The sequence below is a fragment of the Streptomyces sp. DSM 42067 genome, from assembly GCF_055792885.1.
This window is the reverse complement of record NZ_CM147706.1, coordinates 8087295-8104361: the sequence shown is the minus strand read 5'-3', so window position 1 is coordinate 8104361 and position 17067 is coordinate 8087295. Positions and strand designations below refer to the sequence as shown.

The following is a 17067-nucleotide window of genomic DNA, read 5'->3' as shown; positions in this document are numbered from 1 at the left end:
ATGCTGGCGCCGCAAACCAGCGTTGAAAGCGGGAACTGACGTACGTACCCCGGACATTGGGCCTTAGGTTGTGCGTGACGTACATGCTTCGGCTGAGGGAACGGTGCCCATGACCGACCATGCGATCACTCCCGGACCGGCGGCGAACCAGGAGATCGACACCTCGGTGCCGCACTCGGCCCGCATCTGGAACTACTGGCTGGGCGGCAAGGACAACCACCCCGTGGACGAGGAGGCCGGCGACGCGTACAGCGCCGTCTTCCCCGGCATCGTGACCATCGCCCGAAGCAGCCGCGCCTTCCTGCGCCGCAGCATCCGCTACCTGGTCGCCGAGGCGGGTGTCCGGCAGTTCGTGGATGTGGGGTCTGGCCTGCCGACCGTGGACAACACCCACGAGGTCGCCCAGGGGATCGCACCGGACGCGAGGATCGTCTACGTCGACAACGACCCGCTGGTTCTCGCGCACGCCCGCGCCCTGCTCGGCTCCACCCCGCAAGGGGCGACCGCCTATGTCGACGCCAGCCTCTACGAACCGGACCGTATCCTGGCGGCTGCCGCCGAGACGCTGGACCTCGCGCGTCCCACGGCCCTGATACTCAGCGGCATCCTGGGACACGTCGCGGACCACGATCAGGCATGCTCCATCGTCCGCTGGCTGATGGACGGCCTGCCGCCCGGCAGCTATCTGTCCGTCAACGACGGTTCGCGGGGCACCGACCCGGACTACGAGCAGGCCCAGGACAGCTACAACGAGACGGGCGCGGTCCCTTACTTCCTGCGGCCGGTGGCACAGATCGCGGCGTACTTCGACGGCTTGGAACTGGTGGAGCCCGGCGTTGTCTCGGTGCCGCTGTGGCGGCCGGAGAAATCGTCCGGCGAACCAGTGCCGATCGGCCAGCACGGTGGTCTCGGGCGCAAGCCCTGACGTCGTTCGCATGCCGGAGGAGAGCCGGCTCGGACGTCATGCCGCGTCGCCGCCGTGGTCGCGAGCGTATGCCTGGAAGGTCTGCCGCATGGTGCCCTCGGTGTGCAGGAACCATCGGTCGAGGATGCAGGCGAGGTCCTCGAGAGCGGCTGTGAGTACGGCTGCGGATGCCCTGACGTCCAGACGTTGGGCTCTGTTGCCGAGGGCGGCCAGTTCGGCGGCGTAGCCGACCTGGCGAGCCAGCGACATGTCGCCGTGGCCGTCATGGAAGTAGTAGGACTCGGCGTACTGGGAGAGGTCCACGCAGATACGCGCGACGTCGTCAGCCAGGCCGTCGAGGGCCACCGCGCCGGCGGCGGAGTCCAGGTGCTGCGCCGCGGAGCCGGTATGGCGGAGATGCGCGCTGCGCAGCGCCAGGGTCCGCCTCCGAGCGAGCGCCGGGTAGATGCCCAGGACCCAGGAGACGGTGGCCGTCATCAGGGCGAAGCCGACGAGGGCTTCCATGGGGGCGACGATCCGCAGCCAGCCGGCGATCGGTGCGATGTCGCCGAGACCGAGCGTGGCGAGGGTGACCAGCGAAACGTACAGGGCGTCCACCGGGCCGGAGTGCTCGCCCGGTTCGAGCGCGGCGGAGAAGGAGAAGGCGCCCGGCATGTGGGGCCAGTAGATCAGTGCCCATCCCACGGCCACGCAGAACGCCCACGTGGCCACCACGCTCACCATGCCGAGTGGTCCCGCGAGACCCGCCGCCCGCCGTCGAGGGCCGAGCCGTGAGGACAGCCGCCACAGTCCCGTCATGATGATCCTGCTGAGGCCTCCGTGGCGGGTGGGGTGCCACAGGGTGTGGAACACGTCCCTGAGAATGGTCGCCACGACGGCTGCGCCGACGAGCGTGATCAGCCATTTCATCTGGATCCTCCTGGGGCGCGCCGTATGGGGCTCAACAGACAACTGTGGAGGAAACCTCGCGACCGGTCCTGGGCGGTGCGACGGTGTTTACGGGGGGTCCTCACGGTGGCCGGCAAGGAAGGCGGTGGGAACGATGGGTCTCCCCGTGGTCGTGGGCGTCGACGGGTCGGAACCCAGCCTGCAGACGGTCGACTGGGCGGTGGACGAGGCGGCACGTCATGGGGTGCCGCTCCGCCTGATCTATGCCTCCTTGTGGGAGCGCTACGAGGGAACCAGCCCGTTGTCCGGCACCGCCCGCCCCTCCGAGGAGATCATGGCCGAACAGATCATCGCGTCCGGTGTCGAACGGGCCCGGCGTCGCAACGCAGACGTGAAGGTGTCGGGCGATGTGGTGCCCGACGACGCCGTGTCCGCGCTGCTGCAAGCGGGCCACGAAGCATCGGTCCTGGTCACAGGCTCGCGCGGCCGCGGCGAGCTGACTGAGCTGCTGCTGGGGTCAGTGAGCCTGACCGTGGCCGCGCGAGCCGGCGTCTGCCCGGTCATCGTCGTCCGCGGTTCGGAACCGAACCGGCAAGGGGCCCTTCAGCGGGTGGTGGTCGGTGTCGGCGACTCCCCCGAGAGACTGGCCGCCGTACGGTTCGCCTTCCGTGAGGCCGAGGTGCGCGGCTGCACACTCCACGCGGTACGGGCATGGCGTTTCCCCGCCCATGAGCACGTCGAACACCCCCTCATCGGGGACGATGCCGCGCGGGTACACGAGCAGCAGGCCTCAACCGAACTCACCGACGCGCTGCGCGAGGCCCTGGAGGAGCACCCGCGAGTCCAGGCGCATGCCCAGACGATCGAGGGCTCTACTCACAGGGCGCTGCTTCACGCATCAGCCGAAGCGGATCTGCTGGTCGTCGGGGCACTGCGGCGCCATGGCGACTTCGGTCTGCAGCTCGGCCGGGTCGCGCACGCCGCGCTGCACCATGCGCACTGCCCGGTCGCCGTCGTCCCGCAGCAAGCATGAACTGCGCCAGCGAGTTCTCCCCGCAGGGCTCAACCCTCGAATTGCAGGGCGCCGCCCGACGATCGCGGGCGGCAGCGAGCGGCGTCTGCGCAGGTAAGCCCCACGTCCATGCCTGGACGTGGGGCTTACCTGTGCTGACGCGACTTACACGGACGCCTGGTCGCTGTCCTTCATCGCGCCCCAGCCGTGCCAGCGTTCGACCTCGATCCAGGCGCTGACCCGGGCGCGGGCCCGGTCCGGGTACGGCTTGCCGGTGTAGTGCTCGGCGAGGCGGTCGATGTCGGCGAGACCCTCGTCCTCGTACATCTCGGTGACGCGGCCGATGAGGGTGACGTGCGTGTACCAGTCGTCCTTGTCGAGGACGGTGAGGGTCGCCCGCGGGTCACGGCGCAGGTGCTTCAGGCGCACTCGGCCCTCGTCCATGCTGATCAGCGCGCGGCCGTCCTGCCACACGTACCAGGTGGGGGTGGAGACGGGCGCGCCGTCCGAACGCAGGGTGGCGATCACGCACGGGTTGGGGCGGCTCAGCAGGGCGACGGCATCGGGGGGCACCGGCGGCTTCGACATACGAACTCCTCTGTCCTCTCAACCCTCACGACGAGGGCGCTTCTTCGAAGCTGGCGAAGTAGGCGGCGGCCATGTCCTCGTCACCGTGGCCCTGCGCTGCGGCGCGCTCGAGGCGTTCGGCGCTCGCGGCGGCGACGTCCAGGCGTACACCGTTCTGCCGACCGGCTTCGACGATCAGGCGGGCGTCCTTGGCGGCGGTGGCCACAGCGAACTGGGCAGGAGACAGCTGGTCGTTCAGGACCAACGCCGTCTTGGCGCGCAGGTAGCCCATGTCGAGCGGGCCGCCGGCGATGGCGTCGAAGAAGTTCTGCGGGTCCACGCCGAGGGCCTTCGACAGGGCAAGAACTTCGCCGGCCGCATTGGTGGCCGCGATGACCCAGCTGTTGGCCACCAGCTTCAGGCGCGTCGCACTGCCCGCCGCGCCGTCCTCACCGGTCCACACGGTGCGGGCTCCGACGGCGTCGAACACCGGCGTCACCACGTCCCTGCCCTCGCTTGGACCGGCCGCCAGGACGAGCAGTTGTCCGGACTCGGCGGGCTGGCGGGTGCCGAGCACGGGCGCGTCGTAGAAGAGCAGGTCGTGCTCGCGGGCGAAGGCGGCCAGTTCGCCGGTCACCTCGATGCCCGCGGTGGTCGACTGCACCCAGGCGGTCCCGGGGCCCAGGGCCGGCGCGGCCTGGCGCATGACGTCGAGGGCGGCGTGGCCGTCGTACAGCATGGTCAGGACGACATCGGCGCCCTGCACCGCTTCGGCGGGAGTGCCGGCGATGTGCACGCCGTCGGCGGCCAGCGGTTCGGCCTTGTCGCGGGTGCGGTTCCAGGCGCGGACGGTGTGTCCGGCGCGGGCGAGGTTCCGGGCCATCCCGGCCCCCATGATCCCCGTACCCAGGACACCAACGGTGAGCGTGTCGGTCATGACGTCAACTCCGTGCTGTGTGTTCGCGTTCTCGCACCTGGACGGTACGACACCGGGCGCGACCCGAGGCCATGGGCACACCCATGGCGCGCTTACTGGGAGGCGGCGCGGACGAGGCCGTCCAGCCACGCGTGCAGCACGTCCAGATGCCCCTCCGGCCTGCCGTCCTGCTTGGCCGTACACGACAGACGGCCCGGGACGCCCAGGCAGGCGCCTGGAACTCGACGACGCGCGCGTCCAGCGGCGGGCACCCTGACGCGGGAGACCATCTACCAACGCCTGCGTGCCATCGAGCGCCTGCTCGACTGCGATGAATCCGGCGAACAGCGCACCGAACTGCACCTGGCACTCACGGGTCTCGATGTCCGGCCAGTCCGCTGACGAGCGGGAAGAGTGGCTCTACGACCTGGCCGTCGCGGGAAGTTCGGCAGGGACGGACGCATGGCTCCGGGCCGCCGGGAGCGTGAGGACCATGGTGAGGCCTCCGCCGGGCGTGTCCTCGGCGGTGAGGGTGCCGCCCATGGCCTCGGCGAAGCCGCGGGCGACCGCCAGGCCGAGGCCGACTCCGGCGCCGCGCGGGGCGTCGCCGTAGCGCTGGAAGGGCTCGAAGATACGGTCCTTGGCCTCGTCGGGGACGCCTGGGCCGCGGTCGACGACGCGCACCTCCACACGGTCGGCGAGCGCGCTGGCCGACACCGCCACCGGCTCACCGACACGGCTGTACTTGACGGCGTTCTCCACGACGTTGGCGACGGCCCGTTCCAGCAGGCCCTTGTCGACGGCGACCATCGGCAGGGTTTCGGGGACGTCCAGGACGACGGCCGAGTCGTGGTCGGGGATGCCGACGAGTGCCATGGGGACCACCTCGTCGAGGTCCACCTCGCGGATGAGCGGGGCGACCGTACCGGTCTGCAGGCGGGACATGTCGAGGAGGTTCCCCACCAGGTGATCGAGGCGGTCGGCGCCCTCCTCGATCGCTTCGAGGAGTTCCGCACGGTCCTCCTCGGACCACTCGACGTCGTCGGAGCGGAGCGAGGAGACGGATGCCTTGATTCCGGCGAGGGGCGTGCGCAGGTCATGGCTGACGGCGGCGAGCAGCGCGGTCCGGATGCGGTTGCCCTCTGCCAGTTCCTTGGCCTGGTCGGCCTCGGACTGCAGGCGCTGCCGGTCCAGGACGACGGCGGCCTGGGCGGCGAAGGCGGCAAGCACACGCCGGTCCTCGGCGGGCAGCACCCGGCCGGAAAGGGCGAGCGCCATGTGGTCGCCGACGGGCACGTCCACGTCCGCGTCCTCGGGGCGCTCCACCACGGGGCTGCTGCCCACGTTGCCCGCGCAGGTCCAGGGAGCCGTGTCGTTCTCCCGCTCCAGCAGCGCTGCGGATTCCATGGCGAAGGTCTCGCGGACGCGTTCGAGCAGCGCGTCCAGGCTGGTCTCTCCGCGCAGCACGCTGCCCGCGAGGAAGGAGAGGATCTCCGACTCGGCCCGCAGCCGGGCCGCCTGATGGGTGCGCCGGGCGGCCAGGTCCACCACCGACGCCACCGACACCGCGACGCCGAAGAAGACGGCGATCGCGACGATGTTCTTCGGATCGGCGATCGTCCATGTGTGGACGGGCGGCGTGAAGAACCAGTTCAGCAGCAATGAGCCCACGGCCGCCGAGGCCAGTGCGGGCAGCAGACCACCCAGCAGGGCCGCTGCCACCGTCACGGTCAGGAACAGCAGCACGTCGTTGGCCAGGCCGACGTCGAGTGCGGCCGTGCTGAGCAGCAGGGTGAGCAGCGCCGGTCCGCCGAGGCCCACCAGCCAGCCCCAGATCATCCGGGCCCGGCCCAGACGCGCGCCCCGGGCCACGGGCAGCCCGCGTCCCTTGCCCGCCTCGTCGTGGGTGATCAGGTGGACGTCCAGGTCCGGTCCCGATTCCCGGGCCACGGTGGCGCCGACGCCGGGTCCGAAGACGTACTGCCAACTCTTGCGACGCGATACGCCGAGCACGATCTGGGTGGCGTTGACCCCGCGTGCGAAGTCCAGCAGCGCGGCGGGGATGTCGTCGCCGACCACGTGGTGGAAGGTGCCACCGAGGTCCTCCACGAGGGTGCGCTGGACGGCGAGTTCCTTGGGCGAGGCCGAGGTGAGCCCGTCGCTGCGGGCGATGTACACGGCGAGCACCTCGCCTCCGGCGCCCTTCTCCGCCAGCCGCGCCGCGCGGCGGATCAGCGTACGGCCCTCGGGACCACCTGTGAGGCCGACCACGATGCGCTCGCGCGAGCCCCAGATCGCCGAGACGTGGTGCTCGCTGCGGTACTCGGTCAGGTACTCGTCGACCCGGTCGGCCACCCACAGCAGCGCCAGTTCCCGAAGCGCCGTCAGATTGCCGGGCCGGAAATAGTTCGACAGGGCCGCGTCGACCTTGTCCGGCTTGTAGATGTTGCCGTGCGCCATGCGGCGGCGCAGCGCCTCGGGCGACATGTCGACCAGCTCGACCTGGTCGGCCCGCCGCACCACCTCGTCGGGGAGGGTCTCCTTCTGCCGTACGCCGGTTATCGACTCGACGACGTCGCCGAGGGACTCCAGGTGCTGGATGTTCACCGTCGAGATGACGTCGATCCCGGCCTCGAGCAACTCCTCGACGTCCTGCCAGCGCTTGTCGTTGCGGGAACCGGGGATGTTGGTGTGCGCGAGCTCGTCCACCAGGGCCACTTGCGGGCGTCTGGCCAGTACGGCGTCAACGTCCATCTCCGTGAACGTCGTTTCCCGGTATTCGAGTTCCTTGCGCGGGATCTGCTCCAGGCCGTGCAGCATCACCTCGGTGCGCGGTCGGGCGTGGTGCTCCACGAAGGCGACGACGCAGTCGGTGCCCCGCTCGACGCGGCGGTGCGCCTCGGACAGCATCGCGTACGTCTTGCCGACGCCCGGTGCCGCACCGAGGTAGATCCGGAGCTTGCCGCGTGCCATCGTCTCGTCCCTGTGGTCGTGTGCGATCGGGTCATGAGGAGCGGAGTGCGGGTCAGTTCTCGAAGCGGTGGGGCTGGCGCCCGGCCGCCAGTCGCAGGGCCGTTGCCCCGTCCGGCGCCGCGTCGACGCCGTGGTGGCGGGCCTGCTTGTTGATGACGAGCGCGCGTATGAGCTGGGGGCCGTCCGCCACGACCAGCACCCGGGTCATCGGTGTGCGCCTTTCGTGTCGTGCGCGGGGGCGGAGCGGTCCGCAGGGGCTTCGTGGCACCGGGAACCGGCGGACCGGGAGTGTGTCCCGGGCCGCCGGCTCCCGCGCAGCATGCGTAAACCCATCAGCTCTTCGCCAGGAGTTCCTTGAGCGCGATGTTGAGTTCGAGGACGTTCACGCGGGGCTCGCCGATGAAGCCGAGGGTGCGGCCCTCGGTGTGCTCGTCCACGAGCTTCTGTACCTGCTCGACGGACAGACCGTTCTTCTCCGCGATCCGGTGCACCTGAAGGTCGGCGTACTGCGGGGAGATGTCCGGGTCCAGGCCGGAGCCGGAGGAGGTGACCGCGTCGGCGGGCACGTCCGAGGGCTTCACCTTGTAGTCCGCGGTGGAGTTGTCCTTGACGACGGCGGCCTTGGCGTCCTCGACCCACTGGATGAGCTCTTCGTTGTCGCCGGAGCGGTTGGTGGCGCCGGAGAGGATGAGCTTGTACCGGGTGTTGACGCTGTTGGTGCCGAGGCCGTTCTGCGGGCGGCCCTGGAACCACTTCAGGTCGGGCTCCGGGGTCTCCTGACCCTCCTTCAGCGGCAGGTTGTACGCCTGGCCGATGAGCGAGGAGCCGACGACCCTGCCGTCCGCCTTGATCTCCGAGCCGTTCGCCTTGCCGTTGAACAGCCCCTGGGCCACGCCGGTGACGACCAGCGGATAGAGGATGCCCGTCACCACGGTCAGTACGAGGAGGGCCCGCAGGCCCGCCGCGAACAGCCGGGCGGTGTTGATGACCGAGTTGTGCATGGCGATCAGCCGACTCCGGGAATCAGAGAGATGAGTACGTCGATGATCTTGATGCCGATGAAGGGGGCGATGAGCCCGCCCAGGCCGTAGATCCCGAGGTTGCGTCGGAGCATCCTGTCGGCGCTCACCGGCCGGTACTGCACACCCCGCAGGGCGAGCGGCACCAGCGCGATGATGATCAGCGCGTTGAAGATGACCGCGGACAGGATGGCGGAGTCCGGCGAGGACAGCTGCATGATGTTCAGCTTGTCCAGGCCCGGGTAGACCGCCGCGAACAGCGCCGGGATGATCGCGAAGTACTTCGCGACGTCGTTGGCGATGGAGAACGTCGTCAACGCGCCCCGGGTGATGAGGAGTTGCTTGCCGATCTCGACGATCTCGATGAGCTTCGTCGGGTTGGAGTCGAGGTCGACCATGTTGCCGGCCTCCTTGGCGGCCGACGTTCCGGTGTTCATCGCCACGCCGACGTCCGCCTGGGCCAGCGCGGGCGCGTCGTTCGTACCGTCACCGGTCATCGCGACGAGCTTGCCGCCGGCCTGCTCGCGCTTGATGAGCGCCATCTTGTCCTCGGGCGTGGCCTCGGCGAGGAAGTCGTCGACGCCCGCCTCCTCGGCGATCGCCTTGGCGGTCAGCGGGTTGTCGCCCGTGATCATGACGGTCTTGATGCCCATGCGGCGCAGCTCGTCGAACCGCTCGCGCATGCCGTCCTTGACGACGTCCTTGAGGTGGATGACACCGAGGACGCGGGCGCCTTCGGTGTCCTCGATCGCCACGAGCAGCGGGGTGCCGCCCGCTTCGGAGATACGGTTGGCGATCCCGTCGGCGTCGTCGGCGACCTCGCCGCCGCGCTCCTGCACCCAGGCGAGGACGGAACCGGCCGCACCCTTGCGGATCTTCTTGCCGTCGACGTCCACACCCGACATACGGGTCTGGGCGGTGAAGGCGACCCACGCGGCGTTCGCCAACTCGCCCTGGTGGCGTTCGCGCAACCCGTACTTCCCCTTCGCCAGTACGACGATGGAGCGGCCCTCGGGCGTCTCGTCGGCCAGCGAGGACAGCTGGGCGGCGTCCGCGATCTCGGCTTCCGTCACGCCCTGCACGGGCACGAACTCGGCGGCCTGCCGGTTGCCGAGCGTGATGGTGCCGGTCTTGTCGAGCAGCAGCGTCGACACGTCGCCGGCCGCCTCGACCGCACGGCCGGACATGGCGAGCACGTTGCGCTGCACCAGCCGGTCCATGCCCGCGATGCCGATCGCCGACAGCAGCGCGCCGATGGTGGTGGGGATCAGGCAGACCAGCAGGGCCACCAGCACGACCAGGGTCAGGTGCGTGCCGGCGTAGTCCGCGAACGGCGGCAGCGTGGCGACGGCCAGCAGGAACACGATGGTGAGCGATGCCAGAAGGATGTTCAGCGCGATCTCGTTGGGCGTCTTCTGCCGTGCGGCACCCTCGACCAGGTTGATCATCCGGTCGATGAAGGTCTCACCGGGCTTCGTCGTGATCTTGATGACGATGCGGTCGGACAGCACCTTCGTACCGCCGGTGACGGCCGACCGGTCGCCGCCCGACTCCCGGATGACCGGGGCCGACTCACCGGTGATGGCCGACTCGTCGACGCTCGCGACACCCTCGACCACGTCACCGTCGCCGGGGATGATGTCACCCGCCTCGCACACGACCAGGTCGCCGACGCGCAGCTCGGTGCCGGGCACCCGCTCCTCGCGGTCGCCCACGAGCCGCCGGGCCACGGTGTCGGTCTTGGCCTTGCGCAGCGTGTCGGCCTGCGCCTTGCCGCGCCCCTCGGCGACGGCCTCCGCCAGGTTGGCGAAGATGACGGTCAGCCAGAGCCAGGCGCTGATCGCCCAGCCGAACCAGTCGCCCGGGTCCGTGAAGGAGAACACCGTCGTCAGGACGGACCCGACCAGGACCACGAACATCACGGGCGACTTGACCATCACCCGCGGGTCGAGCTTGCGGAAGGCGTCCGGCAGCGACCTGACCAGTTGCCTGGGGTCGAAGAGCCCGGCGCCGACGCGGCCCTCAGGGGTCTTGTGGGCGGTGGGTACGTCGCTGTGCGGCGCCCGGCTCGGAGTGGTGGCAGTGGACATCGAGTCCTCTTGCTTCTGTATACGGGTGGTCATGCCGCCAGCCCCTCGGCGAGCGGGCCCAGCGCGAGGGCCGGGAAGTACGTCAGACCGGTGATGATCAGGATCGCGCCCACCAGCAGGCCGGTGAACAGCGGCTTTTCGGTGCGCAGGGTGCCCGCGGTGACCGGCACCGGCTTCTGCTCGGCGAGCGAGCCCGCGAGCGCCAGGACGAACACCATCGGCAGGAACCGGCCGAGCAGCATCGCGAGCCCGATCGTGGTGTTGAACCACTGGGTGTCGGCGTTCAGACCGGCGAAGGCCGAGCCGTTGTTGTTGGCGCCCGAGGTGTAGGCGTACAGGATCTCGGAGAATCCGTGCGCCCCGCTGTTGGTCATCGAGTTGCCAGGCGTCGGCAACGCCATCGCCGCGGCGGTGAAGACGAGCACCAGCGCCGGGGTGATCAGGATGTAGAGCGCGGCCAGCTTGATCTCGCGGGTGCCGATCTTCTTGCCCAGGTACTCGGGCGTACGGCCCACCATCAGGCCCGCGATGAACACCGCGATGATCGCCATGATCAGGATGCCGTAGAGGCCGGAGCCCACCCCGCCGGGCGCGATCTCGCCCAGCATCATGCCGAGCATCGCGATACCGCCGCCGAGACCGGTGAACGAGGAGTGGAAGGAGTCCACCGCACCGGTCGAGGTCAGCGTGGTCGACACCGCGAAGATCGACGACGCGCCGACACCGAAGCGGACCTCCTTGCCCTCCAGGGCGCCGCCCGCGATCTCGAACGCCGGGCCGCGGTGGGCGAACTCGGTCCACATCATCAGGGCGACGAAGCCGACCCAGATGGTCGCCATGGTGGCGAGGAGCGCGTAGCCCTGCTTGACGCTGCCGACCATGACCCCGAACGTGCGGGTCAGCGTGAACGGGATGACCAGGAGCAGGAAGATCTCGAACAGGTTGGTGAACGGGGTGGGGTTCTCGAAGGGGTGGGCGCTGTTGGCGTTGAAGTAACCGCCGCCGTTGGTGCCCAGCTCCTTGATGGCCTCCTGCGAGGCGACCGCGCCTCCGTTCCACTCCTGTGAGCCGCCCATGCTGTGCCCATTAAAGAATTGTCCGACCTCGTGGATCCCGGAGAAGTTCTGGATGGCGCCGCAGGCCACGAGGACGATCGCGGCGACGACGGAGAGGGGCAGGAGGATACGGGTCACGCCGCGCACCATGTCGGACCAGAAGTTGCCGAGCTCACCGGTGCGCGACCGCGCGAAGCCGCGCACCAGCGCCACGGCCACCGCCATGCCGACAGCGGCGGAGACGAAGTTCTGCACCGCGAGACCGGCGGTCTGCACGACATGGCCCATGGCCTGCTCGCCGTAGTACGACTGCCAGTTGGTGTTCGACACGAAGGACGCGGCGGTGTTGAACGCCGGGTCCGGGTCGATCGAGGCGAAGCCCAGCGAGCCGGGCAGGACGCCCTGGATCCGCTGCAGCAGGTACAGGAAAAGCACCCCTGCAGCCGAGAAGGCGAGGACGCCGCGCAGATAGGCGGGCCAGCGCATCTCGGTGGCCGGGTTGGCGCCGATGCCCTTGTAGATCCACTTCTCGACGCGCCAGTGCTTGTCGGAGGAGTAGACGCGGGCCATGTAGTCGCCCAGGGGGCGGTGGACGAGCGCCAGTGCGGCTATGAGCGCGAGCAGCTGGAGCACGCCGGCAAGTACGGGACCCATGACGCTGGTCAGAACCTCTCCGGGAAAACGAGGGCGAGGACGAGATAACCCAGCAGGGCGACGGCCACGACAAGGCCGACGATGGTCTCGGCGGTCACAGCTTCGTCACCCCCTTGGCGACGAGAGCCACGAGTGCGAACACCGCGATCGTGGTGAGGACGAAGGCCAGGTCGGCCATCGCGAGCTCCTGGATGAGGTTCGGAAAGGAATCGGACGAGTAGAGGAAAGCGCGTCTCTGGCCGCATTCGACCGCCGTTGACGGCTCCCTTACGGCGGTTGCGACATCTTTGACGCACCTCTTACGGCCGTCCCGCTCAGCCTGCGGGAGACGGCGACGGCCCGCACAGCGAGGTGCGGGCCGTCCGGGTGCATGCGGTCAGGTCAGGCGGAAGCGCAGGCGGCAGCTCGCCGCACCCGTGTCCCGCCGCACCGCGTGGGCGACCACGGCACCGCGCTGGTTCCGCAGCAGCCGCTGCCGGATGCGCTCCGGCTCCCCCTCCGGGATCAGGACGGTGACCTGGGTGCCCGGCTCGGCTGCGGCTGTTCACAGACGCAGCAGGTGCCGGTACACAAACGCAGCAGGTGCCGCCCGGTCTTAACGCAAGCTTGACGCCCTCGAGCCGCTCAACCACGGGCCCAAGCATCACTCTCCGCTTACGCTGGTGCCGCTGATGCCGCCGTCCGAGTGATGGCCGGAACCCCACGCTGAGCCGCACCTCAGGAGAGCACGTCCATGGCCACCACCGAACACCCGCCTGCGAGCCGATTGCGGACGTGGATGCTGGAGGGCCTCTCCGACATGGCGGGCCACCAGCCGGGACCGCACGCCCGGCCGGAGCCCGCGCACAAGGGGCAGCCGTGGTGGCGGGTGATGTGCCTGACCGGCGTCGACTACTTCTCCACCCTCGGCTACCAGCCGGGCATCGCCGCACTCGCGGCCGGCCTGCTGTCCCCCATCGCGACCATCGTCCTCGTGATCGTCACCCTCGCGGGCGCGCTGCCGGTGTACCGGCGGGTGGCCGAGGAGAGCCCGCACGGGCAGGGCTCGATCTCGATGCTGGAGCGGCTGCTGACCTTCTGGAAGGGCAAGCTCTTCGTCCTGACCCTGCTCGGGTTCGCCGCCACGGACTTCCTGATCACCATCACACTCTCCGCGGCGGACGCCTCCACCCACCTGGTGGAGAACCCCCATCTGGCCGACCCTCTGCACGACAAGCAGCTGCTGATCACCCTGATCCTGATCGCGCTGCTCGGCGCCGTGTTCCTCAAGGGCTTCCTGGAGGCGATCGGCGTCGCCGTCGCGCTGGTGGGCGTCTATCTCGCGCTCAACGCCGTCGTCGTGGTGACCGGGCTCTGGCATGTGGTCACCGAGGGCCATGTGATCACCGACTGGTCCTCCGCGCTGACGGCCGAGCACGGAAACGTTGTCGCCATGGTCGGCGTGGCCCTGCTGGTCTTCCCGAAGCTGGCACTGGGCCTGTCCGGCTTCGAGACCGGCGTGGCGGTGATGCCGCACGTCAAGGGCGACCCCGGCGACACGGACGACAAGCCCGCCGGCCGGATCCGCGGCACGAAGAAGCTGCTGACCACAGCCGCGCTGATCATGAGCGTGTTCCTGATCAGCACGAGCTTCATCACCACGCTGCTCATCCCGGAGAAGGAGTTCGAATCGGGCGGCGAGGCCAACGGCCGCGCGCTCGCGTACCTCGCCCACGAGTACCTGGGCAACATCTTCGGCACCGTCTACGACGTGTCGACGATCGCCATCCTGTGGTTCGCCGGCGCCTCCGCCATGGCGGGGCTGCTGAACCTGATGCCCCGCTATCTCCCCCGCTACGGCATGGCCCCGCACTGGGCCCGCGCGGTCCGCCCGATGGTGATCGTCTTCACCCTGGTCGGCTTCCTGGTCACCTGGATCTTCGACGCGGACGTCAACGCCCAGGGCGGCGCCTACGCCACCGGCGTGCTGGTCCTGATCAGCTCCGCGGCCATCGCCGTCACCATCGCCGCACGCAAGGCCCGCCAACGGGGCTGGACCATAGCCTTCGCCGTCATCTCCGCCGTCTTCCTCTACACGACGGTTCTGAACATCATCGAGCGCCCCGACGGCGTGAAGATCGGCGCCTGCTTCATCGCGGCCATCATCCTCGTCTCGCTCCTCTCCCGCCTCGCGCGCGCCTTCGAACTCCGCGTCACCGATGTCACGCTCGACGACATGGCCGGGCGGTTCGTCCGCGACATGGCCCACCGCAAGATCCGGTTCATCGCCAATGAGCCCGACCGCCGCGACGTCGCCGAATACCGCGACAAGATCGAGCAGATCCGTCACGACAACGACCTCCCGTCCCAGGAGGACTTCGTCTTCGTCGAGGTGACCGTCGGCGATCCGTCGGAGTTCGAAGCGGGCCTCACCGTACGCGGCGAGGTGCTCCACGGCCGCTACCGCGTCCTGACCCTGGAGAGCTCCTCCATCCCCAACGCCCTCGCCGCTCTGGTCCTCCACGTCCGCGACACCACCGGCTGCACCCCGCACATCTACTTCGAGTGGACCGAGGGCAACCCCTTCGCCAACTTCCTCCGCTTCTTCCTCTTCGGCCAGGGCGAGGTCGCCCCGGTCACCCGCGAGGTCCTCCGCGAGGCCGAACCCGACCGCTCCCGCCGACCCCGCGTCCACGTCGGCTGAATCGACCAGCAGCCTCAGGATCGCGTCAAGATCTGACCGTACGGCGTCAGAGCACCGTCAGCGGTGGGCGCTCCCTCCCACGGGTCCGCCTACCGTCGCGCCCATGAAAGGGATGCCACCCCGCCGGACCGGCGACCGCCACTGGCGCCCTGAAACACTGGACGCCCACCAAAAGTCCCCCTTGTCACAGAGCGGCCATTAGTCACTGCTGTCCCTCGAACCGGTAGTGTTCCGAACCAGTTGTGTGACAGTTGGCCAAAGCAGTACGGGAGTTGGGCACGTGCAGACGGGGACGGGTGCGGAGAAGTTCCAGCCGCTACGGGACGACGACCCGCGTACTGCCGGGGGATACCGTCTTGTGGCGCGGCTCGGCGCCGGGGGCATGGGGCGCGTCTACCTGTCGCACACACCCGGCGGAAGACCGGTCGCCGTGAAGGTGATTCGCCCCGAACTCGCCGACGACGCCGACTTCCGTGACCGGTTCCGGCAGGAGGTCGCCAACGCCCGCCGCGTCCAGGGCGTGTGCACCGTGCCCGTCCTGGACAGCGACACCGAAGGGCCCATGCCCTGGCTCGCTACCGCCTACGTTCCCGGCCCCTCCCTCGCGGAGGCCGTCAAGGAGCACGGGCCGCTGCCCGAGGAGACGGTGCTCCTGCTGACAGCGGGGGTTGCTGAGGCGCTCCAGGACATCCACCGCGCCGGGGTCGTGCACCGCGATCTCAAGCCGTCGAATGTGCTGCTCGCTGCCGACGGTCCCCGTGTCATCGACTTCGGGGTGGCGCGCGCCGTGGACGCCACCGCCCTCACCCACAGCGGTTCCGCGATCGGCACGCCGGCCTTCATGACGCCCGAACAGGCACTCGGCGGGGAGATCACCGGCGCAGCCGACGTGTTCGCGCTCGGCCAGATCACCGCCTTCGCCGCGACCGGCGCGGGCGCATTCGGGGACGGGCCCTCGCACGGCGTGCTGTACCGCATCGTGCACGAGGAGCCGCAGCTAAGCCAACTCCCGGACGTGCTGGCGGAGTTGGTGGCCGGCTGTCTGCACAAGGAGCCTGCGCGGCGCCTGACCCCCGCCGACGTCATACGCCTGTGCGCCGCCGCCAATCCGGAGGGCGGTCTGCGCCGCGTCGAGAGCTGGCTGCCGCCGTCGGTGGCGGGGCAGCTCGCGCAGCATGCGGCGCGCGAGGCGCAGCCCGCTCGGGCGAACACGATGGCCCTGCGCATCCCCCGGCAGGGCTCCTTGGGACAGGGTGGCGCTTCGCTCGGCCAGGGCGTGACAGGCGGCGGCGAGTTCGGCGCACCGGCCGCATTCGGTGCCGCGTCCCCTGACCCGGCCGCAAACGGCGGCGCGTTCGGTGCACCGGACGGTCCCGGTGCTGCGGCCGGTTCCGCCGCACCGGCCGGCCCCGGTACTGCGGCCGGTTCCGCTGCGGCCGCAGGTGCGGGTGCAAGCGGGCCGCTGTACTCCGCGTCGACGAGTGCCGCCCTCATGGCCCCTGCGTCACGCGGCCGTACCAAGCGGTGGGGGCTGGTCACAGGTGGGGCGGTCGTCCTGACCGCGGCCACGGTGACGGGGGCCCTGTTCCTGTCCGGCGTCCTGCGCCCCACCGAGCAGGCGGAGGACGCGAACGCGCAGGCGGGACAGACCTCGAGCCCCACGGCGGAGCAGCTCCCGACCGCTTCCGGTCACCCGTCCGCATCGCCGTCGAAGAAGCCAAAGGCGAAGAAGACGACGACTCCCTCCTCATCCCCGACCCGAACGCCCCCGCCCGGCTCCGCCGACCCGGCCACGTCCCCCACACCGGCCGCCGCCCGCAAGCCGACCGCGACGGCCGCCGCCCAGCCGCCCTCCGTCACCTACACCGGCATTCGCCTGACTGCCAGCCACGACCTGTACCTGGGCGACAGCCCCGTACGCGCCAAGGCCGACACGGGCACCAGCGACGAGGACTTCACATACGCCGTGTACTCCTCCGGCGCCGTCGTGGCCCCCGGCTCCACCAGCCAGAGCCAGATGACCCGCCTGGCGCCCCGCGCCGCGGGGACGCTGGATTCGTGCCTCGCACAGACCGGCAGCGAAAGCTACGTCTGGGTCAGGGACCTTGCCGTCGGCGACCGCCTGTGCGTGATCAGCGGAACCGGCCACGTGGGCCTGATCACCTTCCGCGGCACGGCACCCTCGCCGGATACGACGGACTACATCACGGTGGACGTCAAGGTCTGGCGTAACGCGGTGGACCCAGTGGTCGGCTGACGCGCCGGTCTGAAGTGTTCAGCTGACG

The 17067-nt window shown here is 69.8% G+C and carries 12 protein-coding genes and 2 pseudogenes; 4 read left to right on the top strand and 10 right to left on the bottom strand.

The features are described from left to right. Positions 1–109: 109 nt before the first annotated feature. On the top strand, positions 110–925 hold the full coding sequence (locus ACSMXV_RS36270; RefSeq protein ID WP_473175335.1) for an SAM-dependent methyltransferase: 816 nt from the start codon (positions 110–112) through the stop codon (positions 923–925). Positions 926–961: 36 nt separating this feature from the next. On the opposite strand, the gene ACSMXV_RS36265 is transcribed toward ACSMXV_RS36270, so the two are convergent. Next, on the bottom strand, positions 962–1834 hold the full coding sequence (locus ACSMXV_RS36265) for a potassium channel family protein (protein WP_473175334.1): 873 nt from the start codon (positions 1832–1834) through the stop codon (positions 962–964). A gap of 133 nt (positions 1835–1967) precedes the next feature. Between ACSMXV_RS36265 and ACSMXV_RS36260 the strand changes: the two genes are divergently transcribed. Continuing rightward, positions 1968–2846 carry a universal stress protein gene (locus tag ACSMXV_RS36260; protein ID WP_473175333.1) on the top strand — a complete coding sequence of 293 codons (879 nt, stop codon included), beginning with the start codon at positions 1968–1970 and terminating at the stop codon, positions 2844–2846. A gap of 144 nt (positions 2847–2990) precedes the next feature. On the opposite strand, the gene ACSMXV_RS36255 is transcribed toward ACSMXV_RS36260, so the two are convergent. The 9 genes and pseudogenes from ACSMXV_RS36255 to ACSMXV_RS36215 all read right to left on the bottom strand — a co-directional run. After that, on the bottom strand, positions 2991–3413 hold the full coding sequence (locus ACSMXV_RS36255) for a PPOX class F420-dependent oxidoreductase (RefSeq protein WP_473175332.1): 423 nt from the start codon (positions 3411–3413) through the stop codon (positions 2991–2993). Positions 3414–3438: 25 nt separating this feature from the next. Next, complete coding sequence (locus ACSMXV_RS36250; protein ID WP_473175331.1) at positions 3439–4329, bottom strand: NAD(P)-dependent oxidoreductase; 891 nt, start codon at positions 4327–4329, stop codon at positions 3439–3441. A gap of 399 nt (positions 4330–4728) precedes the next feature. Then, the gene (locus tag ACSMXV_RS36245) at positions 4729–7281 is read right to left on the bottom strand and encodes an ATP-binding protein (RefSeq protein WP_473175330.1); all 2553 of its coding nucleotides are present in this window, start codon (positions 7279–7281) and stop codon (positions 4729–4731) included. Positions 7282–7351: 70 nt separating this feature from the next. Further along, positions 7352–7489 (bottom strand): annotated as a pseudogene (locus tag ACSMXV_RS36240) (DNA-binding response regulator); the annotation flags it as partial. A gap of 124 nt (positions 7490–7613) precedes the next feature. After that, entirely contained in the window at positions 7614–8282 is a 669-nt protein-coding gene (locus ACSMXV_RS36235) for a potassium-transporting ATPase subunit C (protein ID WP_473175329.1), read from the bottom strand. Between the two features lie 5 nt (positions 8283–8287). Then, positions 8288–10423 carry a potassium-transporting ATPase subunit KdpB gene (gene kdpB, locus ACSMXV_RS36230; protein WP_473175328.1) on the bottom strand — a complete coding sequence of 712 codons (2136 nt, stop codon included), beginning with the start codon at positions 10421–10423 and terminating at the stop codon, positions 8288–8290. Next, positions 10420–12099 (bottom strand): potassium-transporting ATPase subunit KdpA, encoded by a 1680-nt coding sequence (gene kdpA / locus ACSMXV_RS36225; RefSeq protein WP_473175327.1) that lies wholly within the window; start codon positions 12097–12099, stop codon positions 10420–10422. Before kdpA ends, kdpB begins: the two co-directional genes overlap by 4 nt. An 8-nt stretch (positions 12100–12107) precedes the next feature. Next, positions 12108–12197 carry a K(+)-transporting ATPase subunit F gene (gene kdpF / locus ACSMXV_RS36220; RefSeq protein WP_181661732.1) on the bottom strand — a complete coding sequence of 30 codons (90 nt, stop codon included), beginning with the start codon at positions 12195–12197 and terminating at the stop codon, positions 12108–12110. A 278-nt stretch (positions 12198–12475) separates the two neighbouring features. Next, positions 12476–12637: pseudogene (locus ACSMXV_RS36215) on the bottom strand (amino acid permease); the annotation flags it as partial. A gap of 195 nt (positions 12638–12832) precedes the next feature. Here ACSMXV_RS36215 and ACSMXV_RS36210 point away from each other — a divergent pair. Both ACSMXV_RS36210 and ACSMXV_RS36205 read left to right on the top strand, forming a co-directional pair. Continuing rightward, a complete protein-coding gene (locus ACSMXV_RS36210; RefSeq protein ID WP_473175326.1) occupies positions 12833–14782 on the top strand; it encodes an APC family permease in 1950 nt (649 codons plus the stop codon). Between the two features lie 280 nt (positions 14783–15062). Continuing rightward, positions 15063–17039 (top strand): serine/threonine-protein kinase, encoded by a 1977-nt coding sequence (locus tag ACSMXV_RS36205; RefSeq protein WP_473175325.1) that lies wholly within the window; start codon positions 15063–15065, stop codon positions 17037–17039. Positions 17040–17067: the final 28 nt, after the last annotated feature.

Bases quoted from the DNA above. Each gene is read 5' to 3' on its own strand.
- ACSMXV_RS36270 (WP_473175335.1), top strand. From the start codon at position 110: ATGACCGACCATGCGATCACTCCCGGACCGGCGGCGAACCAGGAGATC.
- ACSMXV_RS36265 (WP_473175334.1), bottom strand. From the start codon at position 1,834: ATGAAATGGCTGATCACGCTCGTCGGCGCAGCCGTCGTGGCGACCATT.
- ACSMXV_RS36260 (WP_473175333.1), top strand. From the start codon at position 1,968: ATGGGTCTCCCCGTGGTCGTGGGCGTCGACGGGTCGGAACCCAGCCTG.
- ACSMXV_RS36255 (WP_473175332.1), bottom strand. From the start codon at position 3,413: ATGTCGAAGCCGCCGGTGCCCCCCGATGCCGTCGCCCTGCTGAGCCGC.
- ACSMXV_RS36250 (WP_473175331.1), bottom strand. From the start codon at position 4,329: ATGACCGACACGCTCACCGTTGGTGTCCTGGGTACGGGGATCATGGGG.
- ACSMXV_RS36245 (WP_473175330.1), bottom strand. From the start codon at position 7,281: ATGGCACGCGGCAAGCTCCGGATCTACCTCGGTGCGGCACCGGGCGTC.
- ACSMXV_RS36235 (WP_473175329.1), bottom strand. From the start codon at position 8,282: ATGCACAACTCGGTCATCAACACCGCCCGGCTGTTCGCGGCGGGCCTG.
- kdpB (WP_473175328.1), bottom strand. From the start codon at position 10,423: ATGACCACCCGTATACAGAAGCAAGAGGACTCGATGTCCACTGCCACC.
- kdpA (WP_473175327.1), bottom strand. From the start codon at position 12,099: ATGGGTCCCGTACTTGCCGGCGTGCTCCAGCTGCTCGCGCTCATAGCC.
- ACSMXV_RS36210 (WP_473175326.1), top strand. From the start codon at position 12,833: ATGGCCACCACCGAACACCCGCCTGCGAGCCGATTGCGGACGTGGATG.